This window comes from Allobosea sp. NPDC003192 (assembly GCF_050275675.1).
Taxonomy (GTDB): domain Bacteria; phylum Pseudomonadota; class Alphaproteobacteria; order Rhizobiales; family Beijerinckiaceae; genus Allobosea.
Genome location: NZ_JBNNPK010000009.1, coordinates 206,038 through 227,024, shown reverse-complemented (window position 1 = coordinate 227,024; position 20,987 = coordinate 206,038). Strand labels below are relative to the sequence as shown.

Genomic DNA, 20,987 nt, shown 5'->3' with positions numbered 1-20,987 from the left:
GGAGCCGTTCCCAAGGGAACGGCTCCTCAGAATGAGGGCTCCAGGAGATTCCAAACGCTCACATCACCACCGTGATCGTCTCTGCCGCGCGCGTCAGGCCGGTATAGAGCCAGCGGGCCCGGTGCTCGCGGAAGGCGAAGGCCTCGTCGAACATGACGATGTTGTCCCATTGCGAGCCCTGCGCCTTATGGACGGTGAGGGCGTAGCCGAAGGTGAACTCGTCGGTATGGCGGCGCAGCTCCCAGGGCACCTCGTCCTCGGTGCCGTCGAAGAAATTGGGCATGACCGAGACCTTGACCGGCTTGCCGCCGGTATCGTCCTCCGGCGTCACCCGCATGGTGACCAGCCCCTTCTTCGAGGTCTTCAGCTCCTGCACGATCCATGCGCCGCCATTGAGCAGGCCCTTGCTCTTATCATTGCGCAGGCAGACCAGCTTCTCGCCGACCGCCGGGACGTCGGCGACATGGCCCATGAGCTGGCGCATGCGGGCATTGTATTGTCGACGCGTCTTGTTGAGGCCGACCAGCACCTGATCGGCCGAGAGCACGATTTCCGGCGTGATCTCGGCGCGCCGGATGATCCGGCTGGCGCCATACTCGCCGACCTCGAGCCGCCCGCCCTCGCGCACGATCATCGACATGCGCACGATCGGGTTGTCGGCCGCCTGGCGATGGACCTCCGTCAGCATCACGTCGGGCTCGGCCTCGGTGAAGAAACCGCCGCCCTTGACCGGCGGCAACTGCGCGGGATCGCCGAGCACCAGCACCGGCGTGCCGAAGGAGAGCAGGTCGCGTCCGAGCTCCTCGTCGACCATCGAGCACTCGTCGATGATGATCAGCTTCGCCTTGGCGGCGGTGCTCTCGCGGTTGAGCACGAAGGTCGGGCTCTCCTCGTCGACCCCGCGCGAGCGGTAGATCAAGGAATGGATGGTCTGCGCGCCCTCGCAGCCCTTGTTGCGCAGGACCAACGCCGCCTTGCCGGTGAAGGCGGCGAAGACGACGGTGCCGTCGACGCCCTCGGCGATATGACGGGCGAGCGTGGTCTTGCCCGTGCCGGCATAGCCGAACAGACGAAAGAGTTGTGGCGAGCCGGCCTTCAGCCAATCGGCCACGGCGGCGAGCGCCGCGTCCTGCTGCGGCGACCAGCTCATGGGAAGATGCACATGCTATTGGGCATGGCGCACAAGGCCGCGAGTCGGCCCGCCAAGGCAAGCCGGTTCAGGCGGCGCGCAGGCGCCGGACGAATTCGTCAGCCTCCGCCTGCAGCGCCGAGATGCGCTCGTCGAGCTGGCGGGCGCCACTCGCGCCCTGCTCGGCATGGGCCGTCGTCTGGCCGCCGGCGCCGGCGATCGTGTTCACGGCGGCAGCCGCCTGCCCGGTGACCACCGAAATCCGCGCGACGGTCTCGCCCAGCCCCTGCAGCAGGCCGGTATGCGACGCGACCATGGTCGAGATCTCGGTGCTCGCCTGCTCCACCGCACCGGCGCGGTTGGCAATACCCATGATTGCCTGAGCGGCTTGAGAAAGCGCCGCGTCTACGGTCGCGATCCGGGCGGATATCTGCGCGGTCGCATCGGCGGTCTGCGTCGCCAACGCCTTCACCTCGCTGGCGACGATGGCAAAGCCGCGGCCATGCGCGCCGGCGCGCGCCGCCTCGATGGTGGCGTTGAGCGCGAGCAGGTTGGTCTGACGCGCGATCGCCTCGATCAGCTGGACGACGTCGCGGATCTTGCCGGCGTTCTCGGTCAGCCGGCCGACGAGGCCGACCGTGCCGGCGGCGTCGCGGGTCGCGAGGCTCGCGGTCTCGGAGACCCGCCTGACCTCGCGATTGATCTGCTCGACGACCTCCTCCAGCCGCAGGGCGGCATCGGCGATGCGCTCGGCTTCGTCGCCGGCTCCCATCACGGCTCGTGCTGCAGCGTCGCCGCTGAGCGAGATCTGCCCGGCCCGGGTCGCCGATGCGGCGAGCGCCGCGCGAAGACCTTCGCTCAGCCGGCCGATATCGGCGAGCAGGCGGCCGATGCGCGCCTCGAATTCCTGGGCGATCCTGTGCAACTCCTCGGTCCGGCGCCGCTGGTGCTGCTGAGAGAGATCGGCCTCGGCATCGCGCGTGACCAAAGTGGCGCGCACCTCGCTCAGCGTGCGCACCGTACGGGCGAGCTGGCCGATCTCGTCACGACGTTTGCCATAGGGCACCTCGACGACCCGGTCCGAGGAGGTGACCGTGGCGATCGTCTGCATCAACACACGCAGCGGCCGGGTGAGGTAGGTCCGCAGCAGCAGGATCGCCAGGAACCCGCCCGCCAGCGGCAGCCCGGCGGCGATCAGGATCACACGCAGCCGGACCTGCTTCGCCAGATCGCCGGCGCGGCTGGCGGCAAGGCCGGCCTGGCGATCGAGATCGTCGCGCAGCCGCGCCGTCGCCGCGATGATCTGGCGGACATTCTCACGCGCCTCGGCGGCAGAGGCCTCGATCAGCGCGGCCTTGGGCGAGATACGCCGACCGATATCGACGATGTCGCGCTGGAAGGCGATGAAGGTCTTTATGCGCGGATCGAGCGATGCGTTGACCTGCAAGAGGGCGGCCGGCAGCGACGACGTCAGATTGGCGCGCGCCGAATCGACCAGCTCGACCGCCTCGTCGAGCTGGTCGAGCGCCGTCTGGACCACCCTCGGCTCGCTCACATCATCGAAACGGCTGAGAAGCGATGCCTGTGCGACCCGGCTCGACAGCAGCGCCGCCTTGTTGGCGAGCTGCTGCCCGGCGAAGGCCTCGCGGTCGATCTCATGGACGGAATCGAGCCCGCTGACCGCGCTCGCCAGACCGAGCGCGGCGGCGATCCCGAAGATCGCGAACAGGACTGTGATCTTGGCTGTAAGCCCGAACGGCCGCATCGTCTTCACCGCCTCGTCAGCGCGCAGACCCTTCGCAAATGCGAGACGAACAGATCCTTAACGGAGCCAGCTAAGCATCTAAAATAATTGAAATATTCCGCTTGACACGATCTGGCGCACGCGCACGCGCTCAGAATGCGAACCGCATCAGCGGGCGGCCAGGCTTCCGTGTGGCGACCACGGCAAAGCCGGCACGCTGGAAGACGCTCTCGGGACCGACATAGAGCCCGTCGGCGCTGCGCTTGGCCTCATTGTCCATCGGCGCGGCCTCGACCAGGCGCGCGCCGCTTTCCCGCGCGAAATCGAGCCCGCCAGCCAGCAGCGCCGCCGCGACGCCCTGGCCGCGAAAGCCCTTGCGGACGAAGAAGCAGGAGGCCGCCCAGTTGCACTCATCCTCGGCGGGTGCATCCGGCAGCGGCGTCGAGGCACGGCGCGGATTGTTCCACTCGGGCACATGGGCGCGGGGCCCGATCTGCAGCCAACCGACCGGGAGATCGCCGGCGAAGGCGAGCACGCCCGGCGGCGGCCCCTTCTTCACCCGCTCCTCAAAGAGCTGGCGCGCGCCCTCGCCGAGCAGCGGCTTGCGCAGCTTCGGCGGCATGCGGAAATGATTGCACCAGCAGCCATAGCAGGGCCCTTGCGGGCCGAAGAGGTCCTCCAGCGCCGGCCAATGCTCCGGCGTCAACGGGACAACCTGAAAGTTTACTCTCGCCACCCCTCCCTCCTCTCTCGACAGGCTAGCGCAAACAAGAGAGGAATGACGCGCCGCCTGCGAGGCGGCCGCCAAGCCGCCGGGAGGTATCCCATGTCATTCGAGCTGTTCGCCGCCTATCTCGTCGCCTGCTTCGTCATCGTGATCGTGCCCGGTCCGACGGTGACGCTGATCATCGCCAACAGCTTGAAGCACGGTAGCCGCGCCGGGCTTCTCAACATGGCAGGAACGCAGGCCGGGCTCGTGATCATGATCGCGATCGTCGGCATCGGCCTGAGTTCGGTGATCGCGGCAATGGGCCACTGGTTCGACTGGGTCAGACTCGCCGGCGCCGTCTATCTGATCTGGCTTGGCTGGAAAATGTATCGCAGTGCCGGCGAGATCGGCGAGGGTGCGGCCGAGGCGCGACCGCCGCGCGGCGGCTTCTTCCTGCAGGGGCTGCTGGTGGCGCTCAGCAACCCGAAGACGCTGGTCTTCTTCGGCGCCTTCTTCCCGCAATTCCTCGATCCGGGGCGCGACTACGCCACGCAGATCGCGATCATGGGCGCGATCGCGATGCTGTTCGCCGCGGTCAGCGACAGCGCCTATGCGATCCTCTCCGGCCGGGCCGGCCGCTTCCTGTCACAGAAGCGCGTCCGCCTGATGTCGAAGTTCAGCGGCGGCTTCCTGATCGGCGGCGGGCTCTGGCTCGCCTCGACCCGCGGGAACTGAGACCTACCAGGGGATCTCCTCGCCCTTCCAGTTGCGGAAGCTGTTGGTCTGAGCCATGCCAGAGGCGTCGATCGTAGCGATCAGCCCGGCGGCGCTCTCGGTCGGCGGGATGTCGGCTCCACCGCCGCCCATGTCGGTGCGGACCCAGCCGGGATGGAAGAGCAGCACCGCGACCTCGCTGTCGCGCACCGCATTGCCGAAGCCGACCATCACCATGTTTACCGCCGCCTTCGAGGAGCGATAGGCGACGGCACCGGACGGATTGCTGCCGATCGAACCCATGCGGCTCGATATCGTCACGATCTTGCGGCCCGAGCCCGCCTCGACATTTGGCAGGAAGGTCTGCGCCACCCGCAAGGGAGCGTAGACATTGACCTCGAAGACCTCGCGCCAGGCCTTGAAGTCCATGTCGAGCGCCGTCTGCCGGTCACGCGGCCCATAGACGCCGGCATTGTTGACGAGCACGTCGATCGGCCGGCCGTCGAAGGCCTGCTTGGCTGCCGCGACGCTGCTGTCGGAGGTGACGTCGAGCTCGAGCGGGGTCAGTTGCCCGACATGGACGCCGGCGAGCTCCGCCAGCGCCCCACCCCAGGGATCGCGCGCCGCGGCGACGACGTGGTCGCCCCGCCGCAGCAATTCCATCGTCAACGCCAGGCCGATGCCGCGATTGGCACCGGTGATCATCCAGGTCTGGGGCATGGTCGGTCTCCGTGTCGAAGACCAGACCTATGCCTCAGCCCTTGCGCTTTCCATAGCCGCCGGCGGTCGGCGTGATCACGGTCACCGCTTCGCCGGCCTGGAGCAGGGTCTGGTCTGATGGCTTCAGCTCCTCGACCTCGCCGGACAACCGCCGCACCAGCGTCTTGCCCAACTCGCCAGGCTCGCCACCCTTCATGCCGAAGGGACGGACCTTGCGGTGCGAGGCGAGGATGGCGCAGTCCATCGTCTTGAGGAAACGGATGGTGCGGCTGGTGCCGTCGCCGGCATTCCATTCGCCCTTGCCGCCCGAACCGGCGCGGATGTGGAAATCCTCCAGCACGACCGGGAAGCGCGTCTCCAGAATCTCCGGATCGGTCAGGCGCGAATTGGTCATGTGGACATGGACACCGGAGGTGCCGTTGAAGCCCGGCCCGGCCGGCGAGCCCGAGCAGATCGTCTCGTAATACTGGTACTGGTCGTTGCCGAAGGTCAGGTTGTTCATCGTACCCTGCGAGGACGACATCGCCTCCAGCGCACCGAACAGCGTGTTGGTCACCGCTTGGCTGACCTCGACATTGCCGGCGACGACGGCAGCGGGATAACGCGGCGCCAGCATCGAACCTTCCGGCACGATCACCTTGATCGGCCTGAGGCACCCGGCGTTCATCGGGATCGCATCGTCGACCATGACGCGGAAGACATAGAGCACGGCGGCGCGGGTTACGGGCGCCGGCGCGTTGAAATTGTCCGGCCGCTGCGGCGAGGTGCCGGTGAAGTCGACCGTCGCCTCGCGCCTGTCGCGGTCGATGGTGATCTTCACCTTGATCGCGCAGCCCTGGTCCATCGGATAGGTGAATTCCGAGTCATGCAGGCGGGTCAGCAGGCGTGCGACGCTCTCGGCGGCGTTGTCCTGGACATGGCCCATATAGGCCTGGACCACATCAAGGCCGAAGGAGCGAATCATCTTGCGCAGCTCGGCCACGCCCTTCTCGTTGGCGGCGATCTGCGCCTTCAGGTCGTTGACGTTCTGGACGACGTTGCGGACCGGATAGCGCGCGCCGGTGAGGAGCTTGACCAGCTCCTCCTCGCAGAAGCGGCCCTGATCGACGATCTTGAAGTTGTCGATATAGACGCCCTCTTCCTCGATATTGGTCGCCAGCGGCGACATCGAGCCCGGCGCGGTGCCGCCGACATCGGCATGATGGCCGCGGCTCGCCACCCAGAACAGGATGTTCCTGTCCTCGTTGTCGAAGACCGGGGTGCAGACCGTGATGTCGGGCAGGTGCGTGCCGCCGTTATAGGGCGCGTTCAGGCAGTAGACGTCGCCCGGGCGGATCACCGGGTTGTTCGAGATCACCGTCTCGACCGAGCGGTCCATCGAGCCGAGATGCACCGGCATATGAGGGGCGTTGGCGACGAGCGCGCCGGTCTGGTCGAAGACGGCGCAGGAGAAGTCGAGCCGCTCCTTGATGTTCACGGAATAGGCGGTGTTCTGCAGCGTCACGCCCATCTGCTCGGCGATCGACATGAACAGGTTGTTGAAGATCTCGAGCATGACCGGGTCGGCCTTGGTGCCGATCGCCGCCTGCTGCACCAGCGCCTTGCTGCGGGTGAGGACGAGATGGTCCTTGGCGGTGAGCCTGGCGGTCCAGCCATCCTCGACCACGACGGTCTGGTTCGGCTCGATCACGATGGCCGGGCCGGCGATGCCCTGCCCCCGCGCCATAGCCTCGCGCCGGACGATCGCCACGTCGTGCCACTGCCCCTTCGAGAAGAAGCGGGTGCGCTCTGCGACCTCGGGCTCGCCGGCGTTCTCGGCGGAAGCCGCCTCCTCGAAGCGGGCGCCACCGCCGACGGCTTCGACCTCGACGGCTTCGACCACCAGCGCCTTGGTCTCGTCCATGAAGCCGAAGCGGGCCTTGTGGGCCGCCTGGAAGGCCTCCTGCATCTCGGCGCGGCTGCCGAACGGCGTCGCGATCGCGGTGTCGGTGCCGGCATAGCGGATATGGGCGCGGACATGGATGGCGATGTCGGCCTCCGCGACGCCCTGCCCGGCGACTTCGGCCTTCGCCTCTGCGCCGAGCCTGTCGGCGAGCGCACCGATCGCCGCCTTGGCCTCGGCATCCAGCGGCACATCGAGCGCCGCGGTGCGGGTGGCGCGGATCTCGGCGAGGCCCATGCCATAGGCCGAGAGCAGGCCGGAGAACGGATGCAGCAGCACGGTCTTGATGCCGAGCGCGTCGGCGACGAGGCAGGCATGCTGGCCGCCGGCGCCGCCGAAAGAATTCAGCGCATAGCGGGTGATATCGTAGCCGCGCTGGACCGAGATCTTCTTGATCGCCTCGGCCATGTTGGCGACCGCGATCTGGACGAAGCCGTCGGCGACCTCCTCCGGGGAACGGCCGTCACCGACCTCCGATGCGAGCGCGGCGAACTTCTCGCGCACCGTCGCGACATCGAGCGGCTGGTCCTGGCTGGGGCCGAAGATCGCCGGGAAATAGGACGGAATCAGCTTGCCGACCATGACATTGGCGTCGGTCACGGCGAGCGGGCCGCCACGGCGATAGGCGGCGGGACCCGGATTGGCGCCGGCGGAATCGGGGCCGACGCGGAAGCGCGAGCCGTCGAAATGCAGGATCGAGCCGCCGCCTGCCGCAACCGTATGGATCAGCATCATCGGGGCGCGCATGCGCACGCCGGCGACCTCGGTCTCGAAGGCGCGCTCATACTCGCCGTCGAAATGGGCGACGTCGGTCGAGGTACCACCCATGTCGAAGCCGATGACCTTGTCGAAGCCGGCCGAGCGGCCGGTCTCGGCGAGGCCGACGACGCCGCCGGCCGGGCCCGACAGGATCGCGTCCTTGCCCTGGAAGAGCTCGGCAGCGGTGAGGCCACCCGAGGACATCATGAACATCAGCCGCGCGCCGGTGCGGGCGATGTCGAGCTCCTCCGAGACCTGCGCGACATAGCGGGCGAGGATCGGCGAGAGATAGGCGTCGACCACGGCGGTGTCGCCGCGCCCGACCAGCTTGATCAGCGGCGAGACCTCATGGCTAACCGAGACCTGCGGGAAGCCGATCTCCCGGGCCACCTTCGCGGCGAGCTGCTCATGCGCCGGATAACGGTAGCCGTGCATGAAGGCGATCGCGACGGCGCGGAAGCCGGCCTCGTACTGCGCCTTGAGCGCCGCGCGGATCGTGGCTTCGTCGGCCGCTTTCTCGACAGAGCCGTCGGCGAGGACGCGCTCCTCGATCTCGACCACGGCATCGTAGAGCTGCTCGGGCTTGATGATCTCCTTGGCGAAGATGTCGGGCCGGGCCTGGTAGCCGATGCGCAGCGCATCGCGGAACCCCTTGGTGGTCACGAGCAGGGTGCGGTCACCCTTGCGCTCGAGCAGCGCATTGGTCGCGACCGTCGTGCCCATGCGGACCTCGCCGACGGTGCCGGCCGGGATCGGCTCGCCGGTCTTCAGGCTCAGATGATCGCGGATGCCCTGCACCGCGGCGTCGCGGTAGGCGCCGGGATTCTCGGAAAGCAGCTTGCGGGCATAAAGTTTGCCTGCAGGATCACGGCCGATCACGTCGGTGAAGGTGCCGCCACGGTCGATCCAGAAGTCCCAACGGCCGCTCATCATCCGATCCCCCGATTTATTGGCCAGGAAGGCTTTTTGACAATTCATCGATAAATCGTCGATGAAACGTTGACAAGCCCATTTCGACGATTAGGATCGATGTTAGAGATCGGGACATGGCTGAGGGGCCGGGCCGATCATAGGGGAGGCTTTCATGACGGGACCGGTCCTGGCAACCGCTGCTTTGCGCATGGCGCAATCGGCTGGCGTGGCGGCACGTCGTCCGGAGGCGTGCGCATGATCCGCCGCTTCCTCGACGCGCTCTATCTGATCTCCGGCTGGCTCTCCGGCATCAGCCTCGTCGCGATCTTCCTGCTGATGATGTTCCTGTCGATCGGCCGCGAGATCAATTTCAACATTCCCTCCGGCGACGATTTCGCCTCCTGGGCCTTGGTTGGAATGGCCTTTTTCGGCCTCGCCCACACTTTCAAACGCGGCGAGATGATCCGCGTCGGCCTGCTGATCGAGCGGCTCCACGGCAGGAGCCGGCAGGTCGCCGAACTGGTCTCGCTCACAGTCGCATCAGCCTTCATCGGCTACTTCACCTGGCAGACCGGGCGTCTCGCCCATGATTCCTGGCGCTTCGACGACATGTCGACCGGCGTCGTCTCGGTTCCGCTCTGGATCCCACAGCTCGCCATGGTGATCGGGCTCGGTATCCTGCTGATCGCGCTGCTCGACGAGTTAATCATCGTCGCCCGCGGCGGACGGCCGACCTACCAGCCCGAGCCGCCGAAATCGGTCGAGGAACTGGTCGAGCGCGTCGCGCAGGGTGGAGGCGTCTGATGTCCCTGCCCGAACTCTCGCTCGTCCTGCTGCTCTTCCTCGTCGGCATCCTGGCGAGCGGCGTCTGGATCGCCGTGGGCCTCGGCCTGGTCGGCCTGCTGGCCATGAACCTCGTCACCAATGTCCCGATCGGACAGGTGCTGGCGACCACCGTCTGGAGCGCGACCGCCTCGTGGACGCTCGCCGCCCTGCCGCTGTTCATCTGGATGGGCGAGATCCTGTTCCGGACGAGGCTGTCCGAGCAGATGTTCCAGGGCCTGTCGCCCTGGCTGCAATGGCTGCCCGGCCGTTTGATCCACACCAACATCGTCGGCTGCGGCATCTTCGCGGCGGTGTCGGGCTCGTCGGCCGCGACGGTCGCCACGATCGGCAAGATCGCCCTGCCGGAGCTCAAGAAGCGCGGCTATGACGAGCGCCTCAGCCTCGGCACGCTCGCCGGCTCCGGCACGCTCGGCCTGCTGATCCCGCCGTCGATTCCGATGGTGGTCTACGCGGTCACCGCCAACGTCTCGGTGCTGCAGGTATTCCTTGGCGGCTTCCTGCCCGGCCTGCTCGTGATGGCGCTCTATATGGGCTATGTCATCATCTGGTCGTGGCTCAACCCGGGCAAGACGCCGCCGCGTGACCCTTCCATCCCGTTCCGCGAGAAGCTGCGCCAGTCAGCCAAGCTCGCTCCCTGCCTGCTGCTGATCGCTGCGGTCTTCCTGTCGCTGATCCTCGGCTTCGCCACGGCGACCGAATGCGCCGCCTTCGGCGTCACCGGCGCGCTCTTTCTCGCCTGGTGGAGCGGCACGCTGACCTGGGCGGCCTTGCTCGAAAGCATCATGAGCGCGACCCGCCTCACTTGCATGATCATGCTGATCCTGGCAGGCGCGGCCTTCTGCACGGCGGCAATGGGCTTCACCGGCATTCCCGCCGCGCTGGCCGAATGGGTCAAGGGCCAGCAGCTCTCGCCGCACATGCTCGTTCTGGCGCTGACCGTGATGTACATCATCCTCGGCTGCCTGATCGACGGCATCTCGATGATCGTGCTGACGGCCGTGATCGTGCTGCCGATGGTGAAGGAGGCCGGGTTCGACCTCGTCTGGTTCGGCGTCTACCTCGTCATCCATGTCGAGATGGCGCAGATCACCCCGCCGGTCGGCTTCAACCTGTTCGTGCTGCAGAACATGAGCGGCAAGGACACCTGGACAGTTGCGAAAGCAGCATTTCCATTCTTCATTCTGCTCAACATCGCGGTGCTGATCATCACGACCTTCCCGCAGATCGTGCTGTATCTGCCCAAGCTCGCTTTCCCAGATTGAGTTCAAGACCAAGCAAGAGAGAGGGACAACGCATGTTCAACCGCAGAAACGTCATCGCCGCCTTCGCTTTGGGCTGCAGCGCCTTCGCGCTCGCCGCCCCGGCTTCCGCCCAGACCAAGTGGAACCTGCCGGCGGCCTACCCTGCCGACAATCCGCACTCGGAAAACCTCGTCCTGTTCGCCAAGGACGTCGAGACCGCGACCGGCGGAAAGCTGCAGATCACCGTCCATCCCGGCGCGGCCCTATTCAAGGCGCCGGAGATCAAGCGCGCGGTCGCCAGCGGCCAGGCCCAGATGGGCGAAGTTCTGATCTCGCTGCACGAGAACGAGGACCCGGTCTTCGGCATCGACGTCGTGCCGTTCCTCGCGACGTCGTTCGCGGACTCGCTGAAGCTCTACAAGGCCTCGAAGGCGGCGGTCGAGAAGAAGCTCGACAGCCAGGGCGTCAAGCTGCTGTTCATGGTCCCGTGGGCGCCGCAGGGCGTCTACACCAAGAAGGAGCTCAACACGATCGAGGACATGAAGGGCCTGAAATGGCGCGCCTATAATGTCGGCACCGCCCGCCTCGGCGAGCTCCTCGGCATGCAGTCGGTGACGATCCAGGCGGCCGAGCTACCGCAGGCGCTGGCGACCGGCGTGGTCAACTCCTTCATGTCGTCGGGCGGCACCGGCTACGATTCCAAGGCCTGGGAGACGTTGACGCATTTCTACGACGTCCAGGCCTGGATCCCGAAGGACGCCACCTTCGTCAACAAGGCCGCCTTCGACGCGCTCGACAAGCCGACGCAGGAGGCGATCCTGAAGGCCGCCGCGACGGCCGAGGCGCGCGGCTGGAAGATGTGGGAAGAGAAGACCAACTGGTATCTCGACCAGCTCAAGGCCAAGGGCATGAAGGTGCAGGCCCCCTCCGCCGCGCTCGCCGCCGGTTTCAAGAAGGCGGGCGAGAGCCTGACCGCCGACTGGCTGAAGAAGGCCGGCGCCGACGGCCAGGCGATCGTCGACGCCTACAAGAAGATGTGAAGGCGGGCTCCCGCGTCAGTGCGGGAACCACAACAGAACCCCTCTCCTGAAAGGAGAGGGGCAGGGGTGAGGTGTTCGGACTGGAAACGTTGGCAGGAACCTGACCGCGCGGTCAGGCCTCGCGGAGCTGGTCCAATCGTCTACACCTCACCCTACCCTCTCCTTACAGGAGAGGGTTCCCCGCGCCCTTCGGTGAACGCGACCATGCACCCTTCCGACGACCTCGGCCCGATCGTCTCCTCCGGCCATCTCGCCTCGGGCGCGATGCCGGCGCTGTCGGAGTTCGAGTTCGCGCTGACGATGACGGTGCATGCCTTCCAGCGCTGGATGCTGCGCTGCATGACCGCTGCCGGCGTTCCCGAGCTGACGCCGATGGACGTGCTCGTCCTGCACAACGTCAACCATCGCGGCAAGGCCAAGCGCCTCGCCGACATCTGCCTCGTCCTCAACATCGAGGACACGCATTTGGTGAACTATTCGCTGAAGAAGCTCGAGCGCCTGAAACTCCTGAAGAGCGGGCGCAAGGGCAAGGAGAAGACCGTCGCGATCACCCCGGCTGGCGAGGACGCCTGCAAGCGCTACGCCCAGATCCGCGAGCAGCTCCTGGTCAGATCGGTGCTGGCGACGGGCCTCGACCCGGCCCGCCTCTCGGAGATCGCCGCTGCGATGCGCTCGCTGTCGGGCCAATACGACCAGGCGGCACGGGCGGCAGCTAGTCTCTAGGCGAGACCTTTCCTCACCCCTCCACCAACCGTCGTGCGATCACCTGCGCCTGGATCTCGGCCGCGCCCTCGAAGATGTTGAGGATGCGGGCGTCGCAGAGCACACGGCTGACCGGGTATTCCAGCGCAAAGCCGTTGCCGCCATGGATCTGCAGGGCGTTGTCGGCCGCCGCCCAGGCGACACGGGCGCCCAAGAGCTTGGCCATGCCCGCTTCCAGATCGCAGCGCCGGTCGGCATCCTTCTCGCGCGCGGCGAAATAGGTGAGCTGGCGGGCGATGACGAGTTCGGCCGCCATCATGGCGAGCTTGTCGGCGACACGCGGGAAGGCGATCAACGGCTTGCCGAACTGGATGCGCTCCTGGGCATAGCGCAGACCGAGATCGAAGGCCGATTGTGCGACGCCGAGCGCGCGCGCCGCGGTCTGGATGCGGGCCGCCTCGAAGGTCTGCATCAGCTGCTTGAAGCCCTGGCCCTCGACACCGCCGAGCAGGTTCTCGCCCTTGACCTCGAAGCCGTCGAAGGCAAGCTCGTATTCCTTCATGCCGCGATAGCCGAGCACCTCGATCTCGCCGCCGGTCAGCCCCTCGACCGGGAACGGCTCGGCATCGGTGCCGCGCGGCTTCTCGGCGATCAGCATGGAGAGGCCGCGATATCCCGGTGCGTCGGGATCGGTGCGGACCAGCAGCGTCATGATGTCGGCGCGGACGGGATGGGTGATCCAGGTCTTGTTGCCATAGACCTTCCAGACGTCACCGTCCTTCACCGCCTTGGTGCGCAGCGATGCGAGGTCGGAACCAGTGTTCGGCTCGGTGAAGACAGCGGTCGGCAGGATCTCGCCCGAAGCGATCTTCGGCAACCAATAGGCCTTCTGCTCGTCGGTGCCGCCGTTGAGGATCAGCTCGGCGGCGATCTCGGAGCGGGTGCCGAGCGAGCCGACGCCGATATAGCCGCGCGACAGCTCCTCGGAAACGACGCACATCGAGACCTTGCTGAGGCCCATGCCGCCGAATTCCTCGGGGATGGTCAGGCCGAAGACGCCAAGCTCGGCCATCTGCTCGACCACCGGCAGCGGGATGTATTCGTTCTGCAGGTGCCATTCATGCGCATGCGGCGTCACCTGCTGCTCGCAGAAGCGGCGCATCTCGGAGCGGATCGCCTCGAGCGTCTCGTCGAGGCCGGGATCTCCGACGCTGGCGAGGCCCTGACTCTGGCTGAACAGGGCGACGAAACGGGCGCGGTTCTCCGGCGTATTGCCCTCGGCGATCAGTTGCTCGGCCGCGTCCGAGCAGGCTGCGGCGACGGCCTTGGCGGAGAGGCCGAGCGTCGGCAGGCGAACGATCTCGCCCTGGCTCATCGGGATACCGCCGAAGATCTGGGCCGCATATTCGCCGGCGCCGATCCGTATGGCGTAATCCTCGATCGCGCCGTAGCGATCCTCGGCCTGCAGGCGCTCGCCATAGGCTTTCAGCTCGCGCAGCGCCATCACATAAGTGGCGAGCCAGGAGAGGCCATGGGCGGCGTGCTGCTCCTGCTCCAGCTTGGCCGAGGAGATGCGGCCCTCGACCAGCACCTTCTGCCGGACGGCAGCGATGGCCTCCTCCAGCAAGGCCTCGAAACCGGGCAAGGCGGCAGCGATCAACGCGACGGCATTCGCTTCGGAATCGGCCTTGAGGGCGGTGGCGGTCATGTCTCTCTCCCTTTGTTGCGGCGCAGCATAAGGGAAGAATCGCCGATCGCGAAAGCCGTCTTTTGGCGGAGAGGCGCGACGGCAGGAGCCTGCGCGTTAACCCCCCTTCAACCCTGACAAGGGATTATCGAACTGTCGCGAATTTGCATCATCCATAGTCGCGGCCACTCATCTCTGGTCTTTCGGATACGAGGGCTCTGGTCAGTTGCGTCTGCGTCGGCGATCGAAGCGAATGAGCTGGCACCGTCTGCGCTGGGCGCTGGCGACGGTCGCGCCCTGGGCGCTTTCGGCCGGCATGCTGGTCTCCTTCACCGCCTCGGCCGGCCAGAAGCCGGATACGCTCGGCCCGCCGGGCTCGCTGATCGCGCGCACCGCCCCCGGCGCGCTCTCCGATCTCGCCGAGGGCCCGTCCCTGCTCGTGGCGGCCAGCGCCTTCCATATGCCCGAGCGCGCCTATGCCCGCCTGATCCAGCCGGCGCGTCTCTCCTTCGAGACGCCCGAGCGGACCTTCGCGATTGATCCGCGCCAGCCGCGCGAGGATATGAAGCGCTCGGCCAGCGCCTTCCCGCAGGTCGACCGCAGCAGCAAGGGCGACCCGCTCGTCGGCCTTCGCCCGACCATTACCCGCAACGGCCCGCCCGGCGAGCTTGAAAGCGTCGTCTTCGGCGACACCCAGCCCGGGCTGATCTCGGGGGGGTTCTCGCTCGAGGCGCTGGAGAGCCAGGACGAGCCGCCGCTCGGCTTCGAGCCCTTCCTGCGCGACGAGGGCGTCACCGACCCGGCCCTGTCCGATTCATCGCCGACGGCCATGCCGAAGGGCACCGGCTCGCCGCGCCATGGCGAACTCGCCCTGAGCAACCCCGACGGCGCAACACCTGCCGTCCCCGCTGCGCTCGGCCAGTCCTCCGGCACGCCGGCAGCCACCGGCCGCGCCGGGTCGGCCTCCTCGACGCCGATGCAGATGGCGCCCGTCGCCGCCGAGCCGAAATCGCGCAGCCGCGTCGCCAAGGCGGAACGCGCGCCGACCACCGATCTGCGCACCGTCGACCCCGCCGAGAAGCAGATCTACACCAGCCTGATCGCGCCGGAGAACATGGCCAAGGAGCAGCGCTGCCTGGCCGAGGCCGTCTATTTCGAGGCGCGCTCGGAGGGCGAGCAGGGCCGCGCCGCAGTGGCGCAGGTGGTGCTCAACCGGGTCAAGAGCGGGCTCTACCCGAACACGGTCTGCGGCGCGGTCTACCAGAACGCCAGCCGCCACCTCGCCTGCCAGTTCACCTTCGCCTGCGAGGGCAAGTCGCTGCGCATCACCGAGCCCGGCCCATGGCGCGACGCGGTCCGCATCGCCCGCGAGGTCTATGACGGCACGACTTACCTCGCCGATGTCGGCGCCTCGACCCACTACCACGCCGACTATGTCCGGCCCTACTGGGCCCGCAAGCTGAAGAAGATGGACACGATCGGCCGGCATGTCTTCTACAAGCTGCGGCCGGGTCAGACATAGCTGACACCTCGGTCTAACCGGCAGACACGACAATCATTGACTGCTACAACGAGTGACCAAGCGCACTCATTGACCTTCCATCGACGATCTGTACGTGGCAAACGCAGATTCTGCTCGTCAAATCGACTCGATCACTATTTCGTTGTGACATCCGCACACCAAAGGTGAGCCAATCATATATTTCATTATTAAATATGATTAATATTCGCCAGAATTTATTTCCTAGGCCCGCAATTAACGCTACCAATAACATGCCGTAGCGCTTTTTTGGTCGAATAGTAAGGTGAGGTCAAAGGCGACAAGCAGCCGCGTCAGGGTAGATCGAAGCTTTTTGATTTCGGCCTGTGCATCCGAAAGCCAACTTGGACAGTAAACTGTTTCAAGCGGTGCAAGCTCGCGTGATCACTCCCGCGACAGAAGCGTTTTCGTCTCTGACGCTCGCAAGCTGCATGGCGATCTGGTGTGTTGGAGCGCATCATGGACCACGACAGAGTTCGGCAGGCTCAGGCCTTGCGTGTGAAGGCGTTCATGTGCCGCCGCTGGGCCGATACGGCCTGCGATAGCGAAGCCGCAGCCCGCCTGACCGCGATGGCGAGCGATTATGACGGCCAGGCGGCAGCGCTCGAGCAAGAAGTCGCCGCGCTCGGCCGAACGCAGCGGGGACGATAGCCGCCCAGCCTCTATGCAGCGATTATTCGCCGTAGAGTGCCGAGTGCCGCGCTGCTGCAAGGCTGTCGACCTCGCCCTTCGCGACCTTGTCGGGATCGTAGAGCCAGCAGATGTCCTCGCCCTCGTTCGTCATCCGGCCCTGGAGGAGCTGGGGGCCGGCATAGCCGGCTTCGCGAAGGTCGCGCCGGAGCCGGCGTGAATCCCATCTGATCGCGGCGTAGCCGAAGGCGTCGTTATCGAGGACGAAACCGTCCTCCTTGATCCGCAGGAGGGCGTTCGTGATGTCTTGCGCTGAGTACGTCATGGCCTGTTCTGGGCTGTGATATCCCTCCCTAGCCCGCTGCCCGTTTGCCGACCGATACGGATTTGGCTGGCATTTTAGCGGTTTGCCGATTTCCCGCCCGCAGCCCTGAAATCGCGCCGCAGACCGGTGGAAAAAGCAAGGCCGGGACTGAACCCGGCCTCGCCTGCCATCCGTGCATGAAGGTCGATCGCCCGCCTCTAGTCCTGGAAAGCCCAAGCCGCCGGCAGCCAGCGATATTGGCCCTGCTCGGCGACGACGCGGCCGAGGCCCGGGAACGGCATATGGGTCGCGGCGATCAAGGCGCCTTCGCCGGCCGCGCGCTGGAAGAAGCGCCGGCGCATCGCCTGCGCCGCCGGGCGGTCCTGCTCGAACAGGAAGTTCACGTTGAGCCCGGCTGGGTGGACGACCGGGAAGAGCATATCGCCGGCCATGATCAGGCTCTGGTCGGCATCGGCGATGCGCACGCCGATATGGCCGGGGGTGTGGCCGGCGAGATCGACGATCGAGACGCCGGGGACGATCTCGCGTTCGCCGTCGATCGCCTGGACCTTGGGATAGAGCCGAGCGACCTCACCTGCGAGCTTGATGCCGTTCTGGAGATAGGCAGGCGAAGCTGAGCGTGTTGCCGGATCGGTCCAGTGCGCCAGCTCGCGCCGGTCGACATAGATCTCGGCCTTGGCGAAATTGGCCTGCCCGCCGGCGACGAGGCCGCCAATATGGTCCTGATGCATATGGGTAACGATCACCGCGTCGATCCCGCCGCGGTCGAGACCGAGCGCCCCGAGCCCCGCCGGCAGCTTGCCCGACTGGCCGATCGTGCCGCCCGGGCCGGCGTCAATCAGGATGCGGCTACGGCCATCCTCGATCAGGTACTGGTTGAACATGAACCGCACACCGCCAGCCCGTACCGAGAACTGCGCCTTGGCCAGGGCTTCGACCTCGGCTGCAGAGCGGCCGGGGAAGTATTCGTAGGGCATGTCGACATAGCCGTCGCTCAGCGCCGTCACCTTGAAGCGCCCGATGCTGATCTGCGCCAGCGGCAGCTGATCCACGGAGCGCCCGGCTGCGGCCGGCGCTTGCGCCAGGCCGGTCGACGGCAAGGCCGCGCCGGCGGCCGCCAAGGCCGGGAGGCCGAACGAAAATCCCCTGCGTGAAAGACCGGTCATCGCCAGCTCCTGAACTCATCCGAGCGCGAGACGCCACAAGCAGCGCCTCCATGGAGAGCGACGTATTCCTCCCGTTATTATAGTGCTATGGACATCTCATGGAGATACCCTCCCAAATTATGGAAGGCTGATGGATCGTCTCGACGCCATGGCGGTGCTGCTCGCGGTGGTGGAGGCCGGGAGCCTGTCGGCGGCGGCGCGCAAGCTGCACATGCCGCTCGCGACCGTCAGCCGAAAGATCGCCGATCTCGAAGCGCATCTACGGGCGAAATTGATGCTGCGCACCCGTCGCGGGGCGGAGCTGACCGAAGCGGGCCTTGCCTATCTCGAAGCCAGCCGGCGGATTCTCGAACAGGTCGAGGAAGCCGAGCGCATCGCCGCCGGCGAATACAGCGCGCCTCGCGGCGAACTGCGCGTCACGGCGCCGACATTGTTCGGCCAGCGTCATGTCCTGCCGGTCGCCCTCGCCTTCCTGGAGCAGAACCCGGAGATCTCGCTCAAGCTGCATCTCGAGGACAGGCAGATCAGCCTCGTGGACGAGCATATCGATGTCGCGGTGCGGATCGGCCATCTCGACAGCGGCGGATTGATCGCGGCGAAGGTCGGCGAGGTCCGCCGCGTGATCTGCGCCAGCCCGGCCTATCTCGCCCGCCGCGGCCGGCCGCGAATGCCGGATGATCTCAAGGATCATGACGGCATCTCGTTCCGCGGCTTTGCCGTCACGCCGGAATGGCGCTATCGCGGCGACAATCCGGCCCTTGGCGAGGAGCCCAGGGCGCGCCTGTCGGTGAATTCGACGGCGGCGGCCATCGATGCGGCCCTCGCCGGGTTCGGCCTCGTGCGCGTGCTGTCCTATCAGGTCGAAGAGCAGCTCCGGCACGGCGCCCTCGAAGCGGTTCTGGAGGATTTCGCGCCGACGCCGCTGCCGATCAGCCTGGCCTATGCCGAGGGCGGCTTGCGCAGCCAGAAGGTCCGCGCCTTCCTGGATTGGGCGACGCCGCGCCTGCGCGCGCGGCTGGCTGGGCGCGGCCCCCGGCGTGCTTGACGATTGGCAGGGCCGGCATTCGCCGGCGCCGCGTTTTTCCGCCGAACAATTCCGTCGCCCGCGCGTTCCTTCAGTACTCCATTCACGAACACGAGGAGCGTCCGATGGACTGGAACCGCGTCGAAGGAAACTGGAAGCAGCTCAAGGGCAAGGTCAAGGAGCAATGGGGCAAGCTGACCGATGACGATCTCGACGTCATCGCCGGCAAGCGCGACCAGCTCGAAGGCAAGATCCAGGAGCGCTACGGCATCGAGAAGGACAAGGTCCGGACCGATGTCGACGCCTGGTACGGCCGCCAGACCTGGCACTGACGACCGGCGGTCAAGGCACGCTGCAAAACAGGCCTGACCGCTGAGGAAAGCCCCGCCGACTCACATCGGCGGGGCCTTTCGTTTGCCGGAGCATGGACGTCATCGCAACGTCACCGCCCCGCCCTAGCGTCACCTCGTTGACCTTGGCCCTCTCGGGCCTCGACAGGGTGGGTGGACGCATGAAGCTCCTGACCAGGCTGGCCGTGGCCGGCGCTCTTCTCGCCGCCTTCGCGGCGCCTGTCTCGGCCGAGCCGATCACCGGCGCGGGCTCGAGCTTCGCCTTCCCGATCATCGGCAAGTGGGCGCAGAACTATCGCGTCGCCAAATCGGACGGCGCCGAGATGACCCCGCTCGACATCGGCGTCGACTATGAGCCGATCGGCTCGCTCGGCGGCGAGGTCCGCGTCACCCAGCGCGCCGCCGAATTCGGAGCCTCCGACCGGCCGCTCTCCTCCGAGGAGTTGCAGCGCTCGACCCTGATCCAGTTCCCGATCGTGATGGGCGGCATCGTGCCGGTGGTGAACATCGACGGCATCGGCCCCGGCCAGATCAGGTTCACTGGCGCCCTCCTCGCCGATATCTATCTCGGCAAGGTCAAGCTCTGGTCCGATCCGGCGATCAAGGCGGTCAATCCCGAGCTCAAGCTGCCCGAAGCCCCGATCAGCGTGATCTATCGCTCGGACGGCTCGGGCACGACCTTCAACTGGACCGACTATCTCGCCAAGGCCAGCCCGGAATGGCGCGACAAGGTCGGCGTCAATACGCAGGTTCCCTGGCCGGTCGGCGCGGGGGCCGAGCGCACGCAGGGAATAGCCGAGGCGGTCAAGCGGACGAAGAATGCGATCGGCTATGTCGAGTTCGGCCAGGTCATGCGCGCCGGCCTCGCCTATGCCCAGGTGCAGAACAAGGCCGGTGCCTTCGTCAAGCCGGATCCGGCGAGCTTCTCGGCAGCCGCGGCCAGCGCCGAATGGGCCAAGGCCAGGGATTTCTCGCTGATGCTGAACGACGCGCCCGGTGCCGAGGCCTATCCGATCGTCGCCACCACCTTCGCCCTGGTGCCGAAGCCGCGCACGCGCCGCACGCAGGAGGTGCTCGACTTCTTCCGGCTCTCCTTCGAGACCGGCGCAGGCGATGCCACCACGCTCGGTTATGTGCCGCTGCCGGAGGCGCTGGTGAAGCAGGTCAAGGATTACTGGGCCAGCACCATGAAGGCCGGCAGCTGAGCCATTCATTCGGTTCGCGACCGGCCGCGAACACCGCACTCAGGCCCCGTTCATAGAGCGGCCCTTATTCTGGTCTCCAAAGGAATCGCACCCGGCTCCGGCCGGGCGACCAGGAGGACAGGCATGATCAGGACGCTCGCTCTCGCTGCGCTCATCGGCGTAACCATCTCCTCCGCCAGCAGCGCGCACGCCCAGTATTACGACCCCTATTACCGGCCGGCGCCGCGCTACGACTACGACAGGCCGCCACCGCCCTATGGCTATGACCGCCCGCGCTATCGCGATGACGGTCCACGTTATGGCTATGACCGGCCCCACCGCCGCCGCTTCGGCGATGTCTGCCTGACTTCGCGCGGCTCGTGCGCCGCCGAGCCGGCGCCGCGGAACTCGTCCTGCAGCTGCTATATCGAAGGCTTCGGCATGAAGCGGGGCGCGATCGAGTGAGGCGAGGCGGAAGCGCCCTGTAGCTGGCAGGGCCCGCCCTCGGCGGGCCGCCCACCAGTCCGCTCGAACAACATCGAACAAGACAATCCACCGGCAGATCAGTAGCCGAAGGAGCGCTTTCAGCTGAACGGAACTGGTTAATTTTACCTTGTTTTGCA

Annotated in this window: 19 protein-coding genes; 11 read left to right on the top strand and 8 right to left on the bottom strand. The window is 66.5% G+C overall.

Annotated features, from left to right (window positions below; all coding sequences use genetic code 11):
* Nucleotides 1–58 precede the first annotated feature (58 nt).
* The 3 genes from ACQKLX_RS14915 to ACQKLX_RS14905 form a co-directional block, all read right to left on the bottom strand.
* A complete protein-coding gene (locus ACQKLX_RS14915) occupies nucleotides 59–1,150 on the bottom strand; it encodes an ATP-dependent DNA helicase (protein ID WP_427362338.1) in 1,092 nt (363 codons plus the stop codon).
* 67 nt (nucleotides 1,151–1,217) lie between these two features.
* Entirely contained in the window at nucleotides 1,218–2,894 is a 1,677-nt protein-coding gene (locus tag ACQKLX_RS14910; protein ID WP_427362352.1) for a methyl-accepting chemotaxis protein, read from the bottom strand.
* Nucleotides 2,895–3,024: 130 nt separating this feature from the next.
* On the bottom strand, nucleotides 3,025–3,609 hold the full coding sequence (locus tag ACQKLX_RS14905) for a GNAT family N-acetyltransferase (protein WP_427362337.1): 585 nt from the start codon (nucleotides 3,607–3,609) through the stop codon (nucleotides 3,025–3,027).
* Between the two features lie 90 nt (nucleotides 3,610–3,699).
* On the opposite strand from ACQKLX_RS14905, the gene ACQKLX_RS14900 reads away from it, so the two are divergent.
* Nucleotides 3,700–4,317 (top strand): LysE family translocator, encoded by a 618-nt coding sequence (locus ACQKLX_RS14900; RefSeq protein ID WP_427362336.1) that lies wholly within the window; start codon nucleotides 3,700–3,702, stop codon nucleotides 4,315–4,317.
* 3 nt (nucleotides 4,318–4,320) lie between these two features.
* Here ACQKLX_RS14900 and ACQKLX_RS14895 read toward each other — a convergent pair whose 3' ends face one another.
* Both ACQKLX_RS14895 and ACQKLX_RS14890 read right to left on the bottom strand, forming a co-directional pair.
* Nucleotides 4,321–5,016 carry an SDR family oxidoreductase gene (locus tag ACQKLX_RS14895; RefSeq protein WP_427362335.1) on the bottom strand — a complete coding sequence of 232 codons (696 nt, stop codon included), beginning with the start codon at nucleotides 5,014–5,016 and terminating at the stop codon, nucleotides 4,321–4,323.
* Nucleotides 5,017–5,050: 34 nt separating this feature from the next.
* Nucleotides 5,051–8,650 carry a hydantoinase B/oxoprolinase family protein gene (locus ACQKLX_RS14890; RefSeq protein WP_427362334.1) on the bottom strand — a complete coding sequence of 1,200 codons (3,600 nt, stop codon included), beginning with the start codon at nucleotides 8,648–8,650 and terminating at the stop codon, nucleotides 5,051–5,053.
* Nucleotides 8,651–8,884: 234 nt separating this feature from the next.
* On the opposite strand from ACQKLX_RS14890, the gene ACQKLX_RS14885 reads away from it, so the two are divergent.
* From ACQKLX_RS14885 to ACQKLX_RS14870, 4 genes are all read left to right on the top strand, one after another.
* On the top strand, nucleotides 8,885–9,433 hold the full coding sequence (locus ACQKLX_RS14885; RefSeq protein ID WP_427362333.1) for a TRAP transporter small permease: 549 nt from the start codon (nucleotides 8,885–8,887) through the stop codon (nucleotides 9,431–9,433).
* Entirely contained in the window at nucleotides 9,433–10,737 is a 1,305-nt protein-coding gene (locus ACQKLX_RS14880; RefSeq protein WP_427362332.1) for a TRAP transporter large permease, read from the top strand. The genes ACQKLX_RS14885 and ACQKLX_RS14880 overlap by 1 nt, the downstream gene beginning before the upstream one ends.
* Nucleotides 10,738–10,769: 32 nt before the next feature.
* Nucleotides 10,770–11,756 carry a TRAP transporter substrate-binding protein gene (locus ACQKLX_RS14875; RefSeq protein WP_427362331.1) on the top strand — a complete coding sequence of 329 codons (987 nt, stop codon included), beginning with the start codon at nucleotides 10,770–10,772 and terminating at the stop codon, nucleotides 11,754–11,756.
* Nucleotides 11,757–11,960: 204 nt separating this feature from the next.
* Nucleotides 11,961–12,479 (top strand): winged helix DNA-binding protein, encoded by a 519-nt coding sequence (locus tag ACQKLX_RS14870; RefSeq protein WP_427362330.1) that lies wholly within the window; start codon nucleotides 11,961–11,963, stop codon nucleotides 12,477–12,479.
* A gap of 13 nt (nucleotides 12,480–12,492) precedes the next feature.
* On the opposite strand, the gene ACQKLX_RS14865 is transcribed toward ACQKLX_RS14870, so the two are convergent.
* Nucleotides 12,493–14,166 (bottom strand): acyl-CoA dehydrogenase family protein, encoded by a 1,674-nt coding sequence (locus tag ACQKLX_RS14865; protein WP_427362329.1) that lies wholly within the window; start codon nucleotides 14,164–14,166, stop codon nucleotides 12,493–12,495.
* A 232-nt stretch (nucleotides 14,167–14,398) separates the two neighbouring features.
* Here ACQKLX_RS14865 and ACQKLX_RS14860 point away from each other — a divergent pair, with 232 nt between their 5' ends.
* The gene (locus tag ACQKLX_RS14860) at nucleotides 14,399–15,667 is read left to right on the top strand and encodes a cell wall hydrolase (protein ID WP_427362328.1); all 1,269 of its coding nucleotides are present in this window, start codon (nucleotides 14,399–14,401) and stop codon (nucleotides 15,665–15,667) included.
* 477 nt (nucleotides 15,668–16,144) lie between these two features.
* Entirely contained in the window at nucleotides 16,145–16,336 is a 192-nt protein-coding gene (locus ACQKLX_RS14855; RefSeq protein WP_427362327.1) for a hypothetical protein, read from the top strand.
* Between the two features lie 22 nt (nucleotides 16,337–16,358).
* On the opposite strand, the gene ACQKLX_RS14850 is transcribed toward ACQKLX_RS14855, so the two are convergent.
* Nucleotides 16,359–16,640 (bottom strand): hypothetical protein, encoded by a 282-nt coding sequence (locus ACQKLX_RS14850; RefSeq protein ID WP_427362326.1) that lies wholly within the window; start codon nucleotides 16,638–16,640, stop codon nucleotides 16,359–16,361.
* A gap of 197 nt (nucleotides 16,641–16,837) precedes the next feature.
* On the bottom strand, nucleotides 16,838–17,806 hold the full coding sequence (locus tag ACQKLX_RS14845) for an MBL fold metallo-hydrolase (protein WP_427362325.1): 969 nt from the start codon (nucleotides 17,804–17,806) through the stop codon (nucleotides 16,838–16,840).
* Nucleotides 17,807–17,936: 130 nt separating this feature from the next.
* Between ACQKLX_RS14845 and ACQKLX_RS14840 the strand changes: the two genes are divergently transcribed.
* The 4 genes from ACQKLX_RS14840 to ACQKLX_RS14825 all read left to right on the top strand — a co-directional run bounded on the left by ACQKLX_RS14840 (nucleotide 17,937) and on the right by ACQKLX_RS14825 (nucleotide 20,829).
* Nucleotides 17,937–18,851 (top strand): LysR family transcriptional regulator, encoded by a 915-nt coding sequence (locus ACQKLX_RS14840; protein ID WP_427362324.1) that lies wholly within the window; start codon nucleotides 17,937–17,939, stop codon nucleotides 18,849–18,851.
* A 104-nt stretch (nucleotides 18,852–18,955) separates the two neighbouring features.
* Entirely contained in the window at nucleotides 18,956–19,162 is a 207-nt protein-coding gene (locus tag ACQKLX_RS14835; RefSeq protein WP_284168656.1) for a CsbD family protein, read from the top strand.
* Nucleotides 19,163–19,341: 179 nt separating this feature from the next.
* Nucleotides 19,342–20,385 carry a phosphate ABC transporter substrate-binding protein PstS gene (gene pstS, locus ACQKLX_RS14830; protein ID WP_427362323.1) on the top strand — a complete coding sequence of 348 codons (1,044 nt, stop codon included), beginning with the start codon at nucleotides 19,342–19,344 and terminating at the stop codon, nucleotides 20,383–20,385.
* A gap of 123 nt (nucleotides 20,386–20,508) precedes the next feature.
* Nucleotides 20,509–20,829, top strand: coding sequence for a hypothetical protein (locus tag ACQKLX_RS14825; RefSeq protein ID WP_427362322.1), 321 nt, complete (start codon nucleotides 20,509–20,511; stop codon nucleotides 20,827–20,829).
* Nucleotides 20,830–20,987 lie beyond the last annotated feature (158 nt).

What these genes read in the sequence shown, in the direction of transcription:
- ACQKLX_RS14890 (WP_427362334.1), bottom strand. Translation starts at nt 8,650, where the DNA reads ATGATGAGCGGCCGTTGGGACTTCTGGATCGACCGTGGCGGCACCTTC.
- ACQKLX_RS14915 (WP_427362338.1), bottom strand. Translation starts at nt 1,150, where the DNA reads ATGAGCTGGTCGCCGCAGCAGGACGCGGCGCTCGCCGCCGTGGCCGAT.
- ACQKLX_RS14850 (WP_427362326.1), bottom strand. Translation starts at nt 16,640, where the DNA reads ATGACGTACTCAGCGCAAGACATCACGAACGCCCTCCTGCGGATCAAG.
- pstS (WP_427362323.1), top strand. Translation starts at nt 19,342, where the DNA reads ATGAAGCTCCTGACCAGGCTGGCCGTGGCCGGCGCTCTTCTCGCCGCC.
- ACQKLX_RS14880 (WP_427362332.1), top strand. Translation starts at nt 9,433, where the DNA reads ATGTCCCTGCCCGAACTCTCGCTCGTCCTGCTGCTCTTCCTCGTCGGC.
- ACQKLX_RS14895 (WP_427362335.1), bottom strand. Translation starts at nt 5,016, where the DNA reads ATGCCCCAGACCTGGATGATCACCGGTGCCAATCGCGGCATCGGCCTG.
- ACQKLX_RS14840 (WP_427362324.1), top strand. Translation starts at nt 17,937, where the DNA reads ATGGATCGTCTCGACGCCATGGCGGTGCTGCTCGCGGTGGTGGAGGCC.
- ACQKLX_RS14845 (WP_427362325.1), bottom strand. Translation starts at nt 17,806, where the DNA reads ATGACCGGTCTTTCACGCAGGGGATTTTCGTTCGGCCTCCCGGCCTTG.
- ACQKLX_RS14870 (WP_427362330.1), top strand. Translation starts at nt 11,961, where the DNA reads ATGCACCCTTCCGACGACCTCGGCCCGATCGTCTCCTCCGGCCATCTC.
- ACQKLX_RS14900 (WP_427362336.1), top strand. Translation starts at nt 3,700, where the DNA reads ATGTCATTCGAGCTGTTCGCCGCCTATCTCGTCGCCTGCTTCGTCATC.
- ACQKLX_RS14865 (WP_427362329.1), bottom strand. Translation starts at nt 14,166, where the DNA reads ATGACCGCCACCGCCCTCAAGGCCGATTCCGAAGCGAATGCCGTCGCG.
- ACQKLX_RS14885 (WP_427362333.1), top strand. Translation starts at nt 8,885, where the DNA reads ATGATCCGCCGCTTCCTCGACGCGCTCTATCTGATCTCCGGCTGGCTC.
- ACQKLX_RS14875 (WP_427362331.1), top strand. Translation starts at nt 10,770, where the DNA reads ATGTTCAACCGCAGAAACGTCATCGCCGCCTTCGCTTTGGGCTGCAGC.
- ACQKLX_RS14910 (WP_427362352.1), bottom strand. Translation starts at nt 2,894, where the DNA reads ATGCGGCCGTTCGGGCTTACAGCCAAGATCACAGTCCTGTTCGCGATC.
- ACQKLX_RS14835 (WP_284168656.1), top strand. Translation starts at nt 18,956, where the DNA reads ATGGACTGGAACCGCGTCGAAGGAAACTGGAAGCAGCTCAAGGGCAAG.
- ACQKLX_RS14825 (WP_427362322.1), top strand. Translation starts at nt 20,509, where the DNA reads ATGATCAGGACGCTCGCTCTCGCTGCGCTCATCGGCGTAACCATCTCC.
- ACQKLX_RS14860 (WP_427362328.1), top strand. Translation starts at nt 14,399, where the DNA reads ATGAGCTGGCACCGTCTGCGCTGGGCGCTGGCGACGGTCGCGCCCTGG.
- ACQKLX_RS14855 (WP_427362327.1), top strand. Translation starts at nt 16,145, where the DNA reads ATGGACCACGACAGAGTTCGGCAGGCTCAGGCCTTGCGTGTGAAGGCG.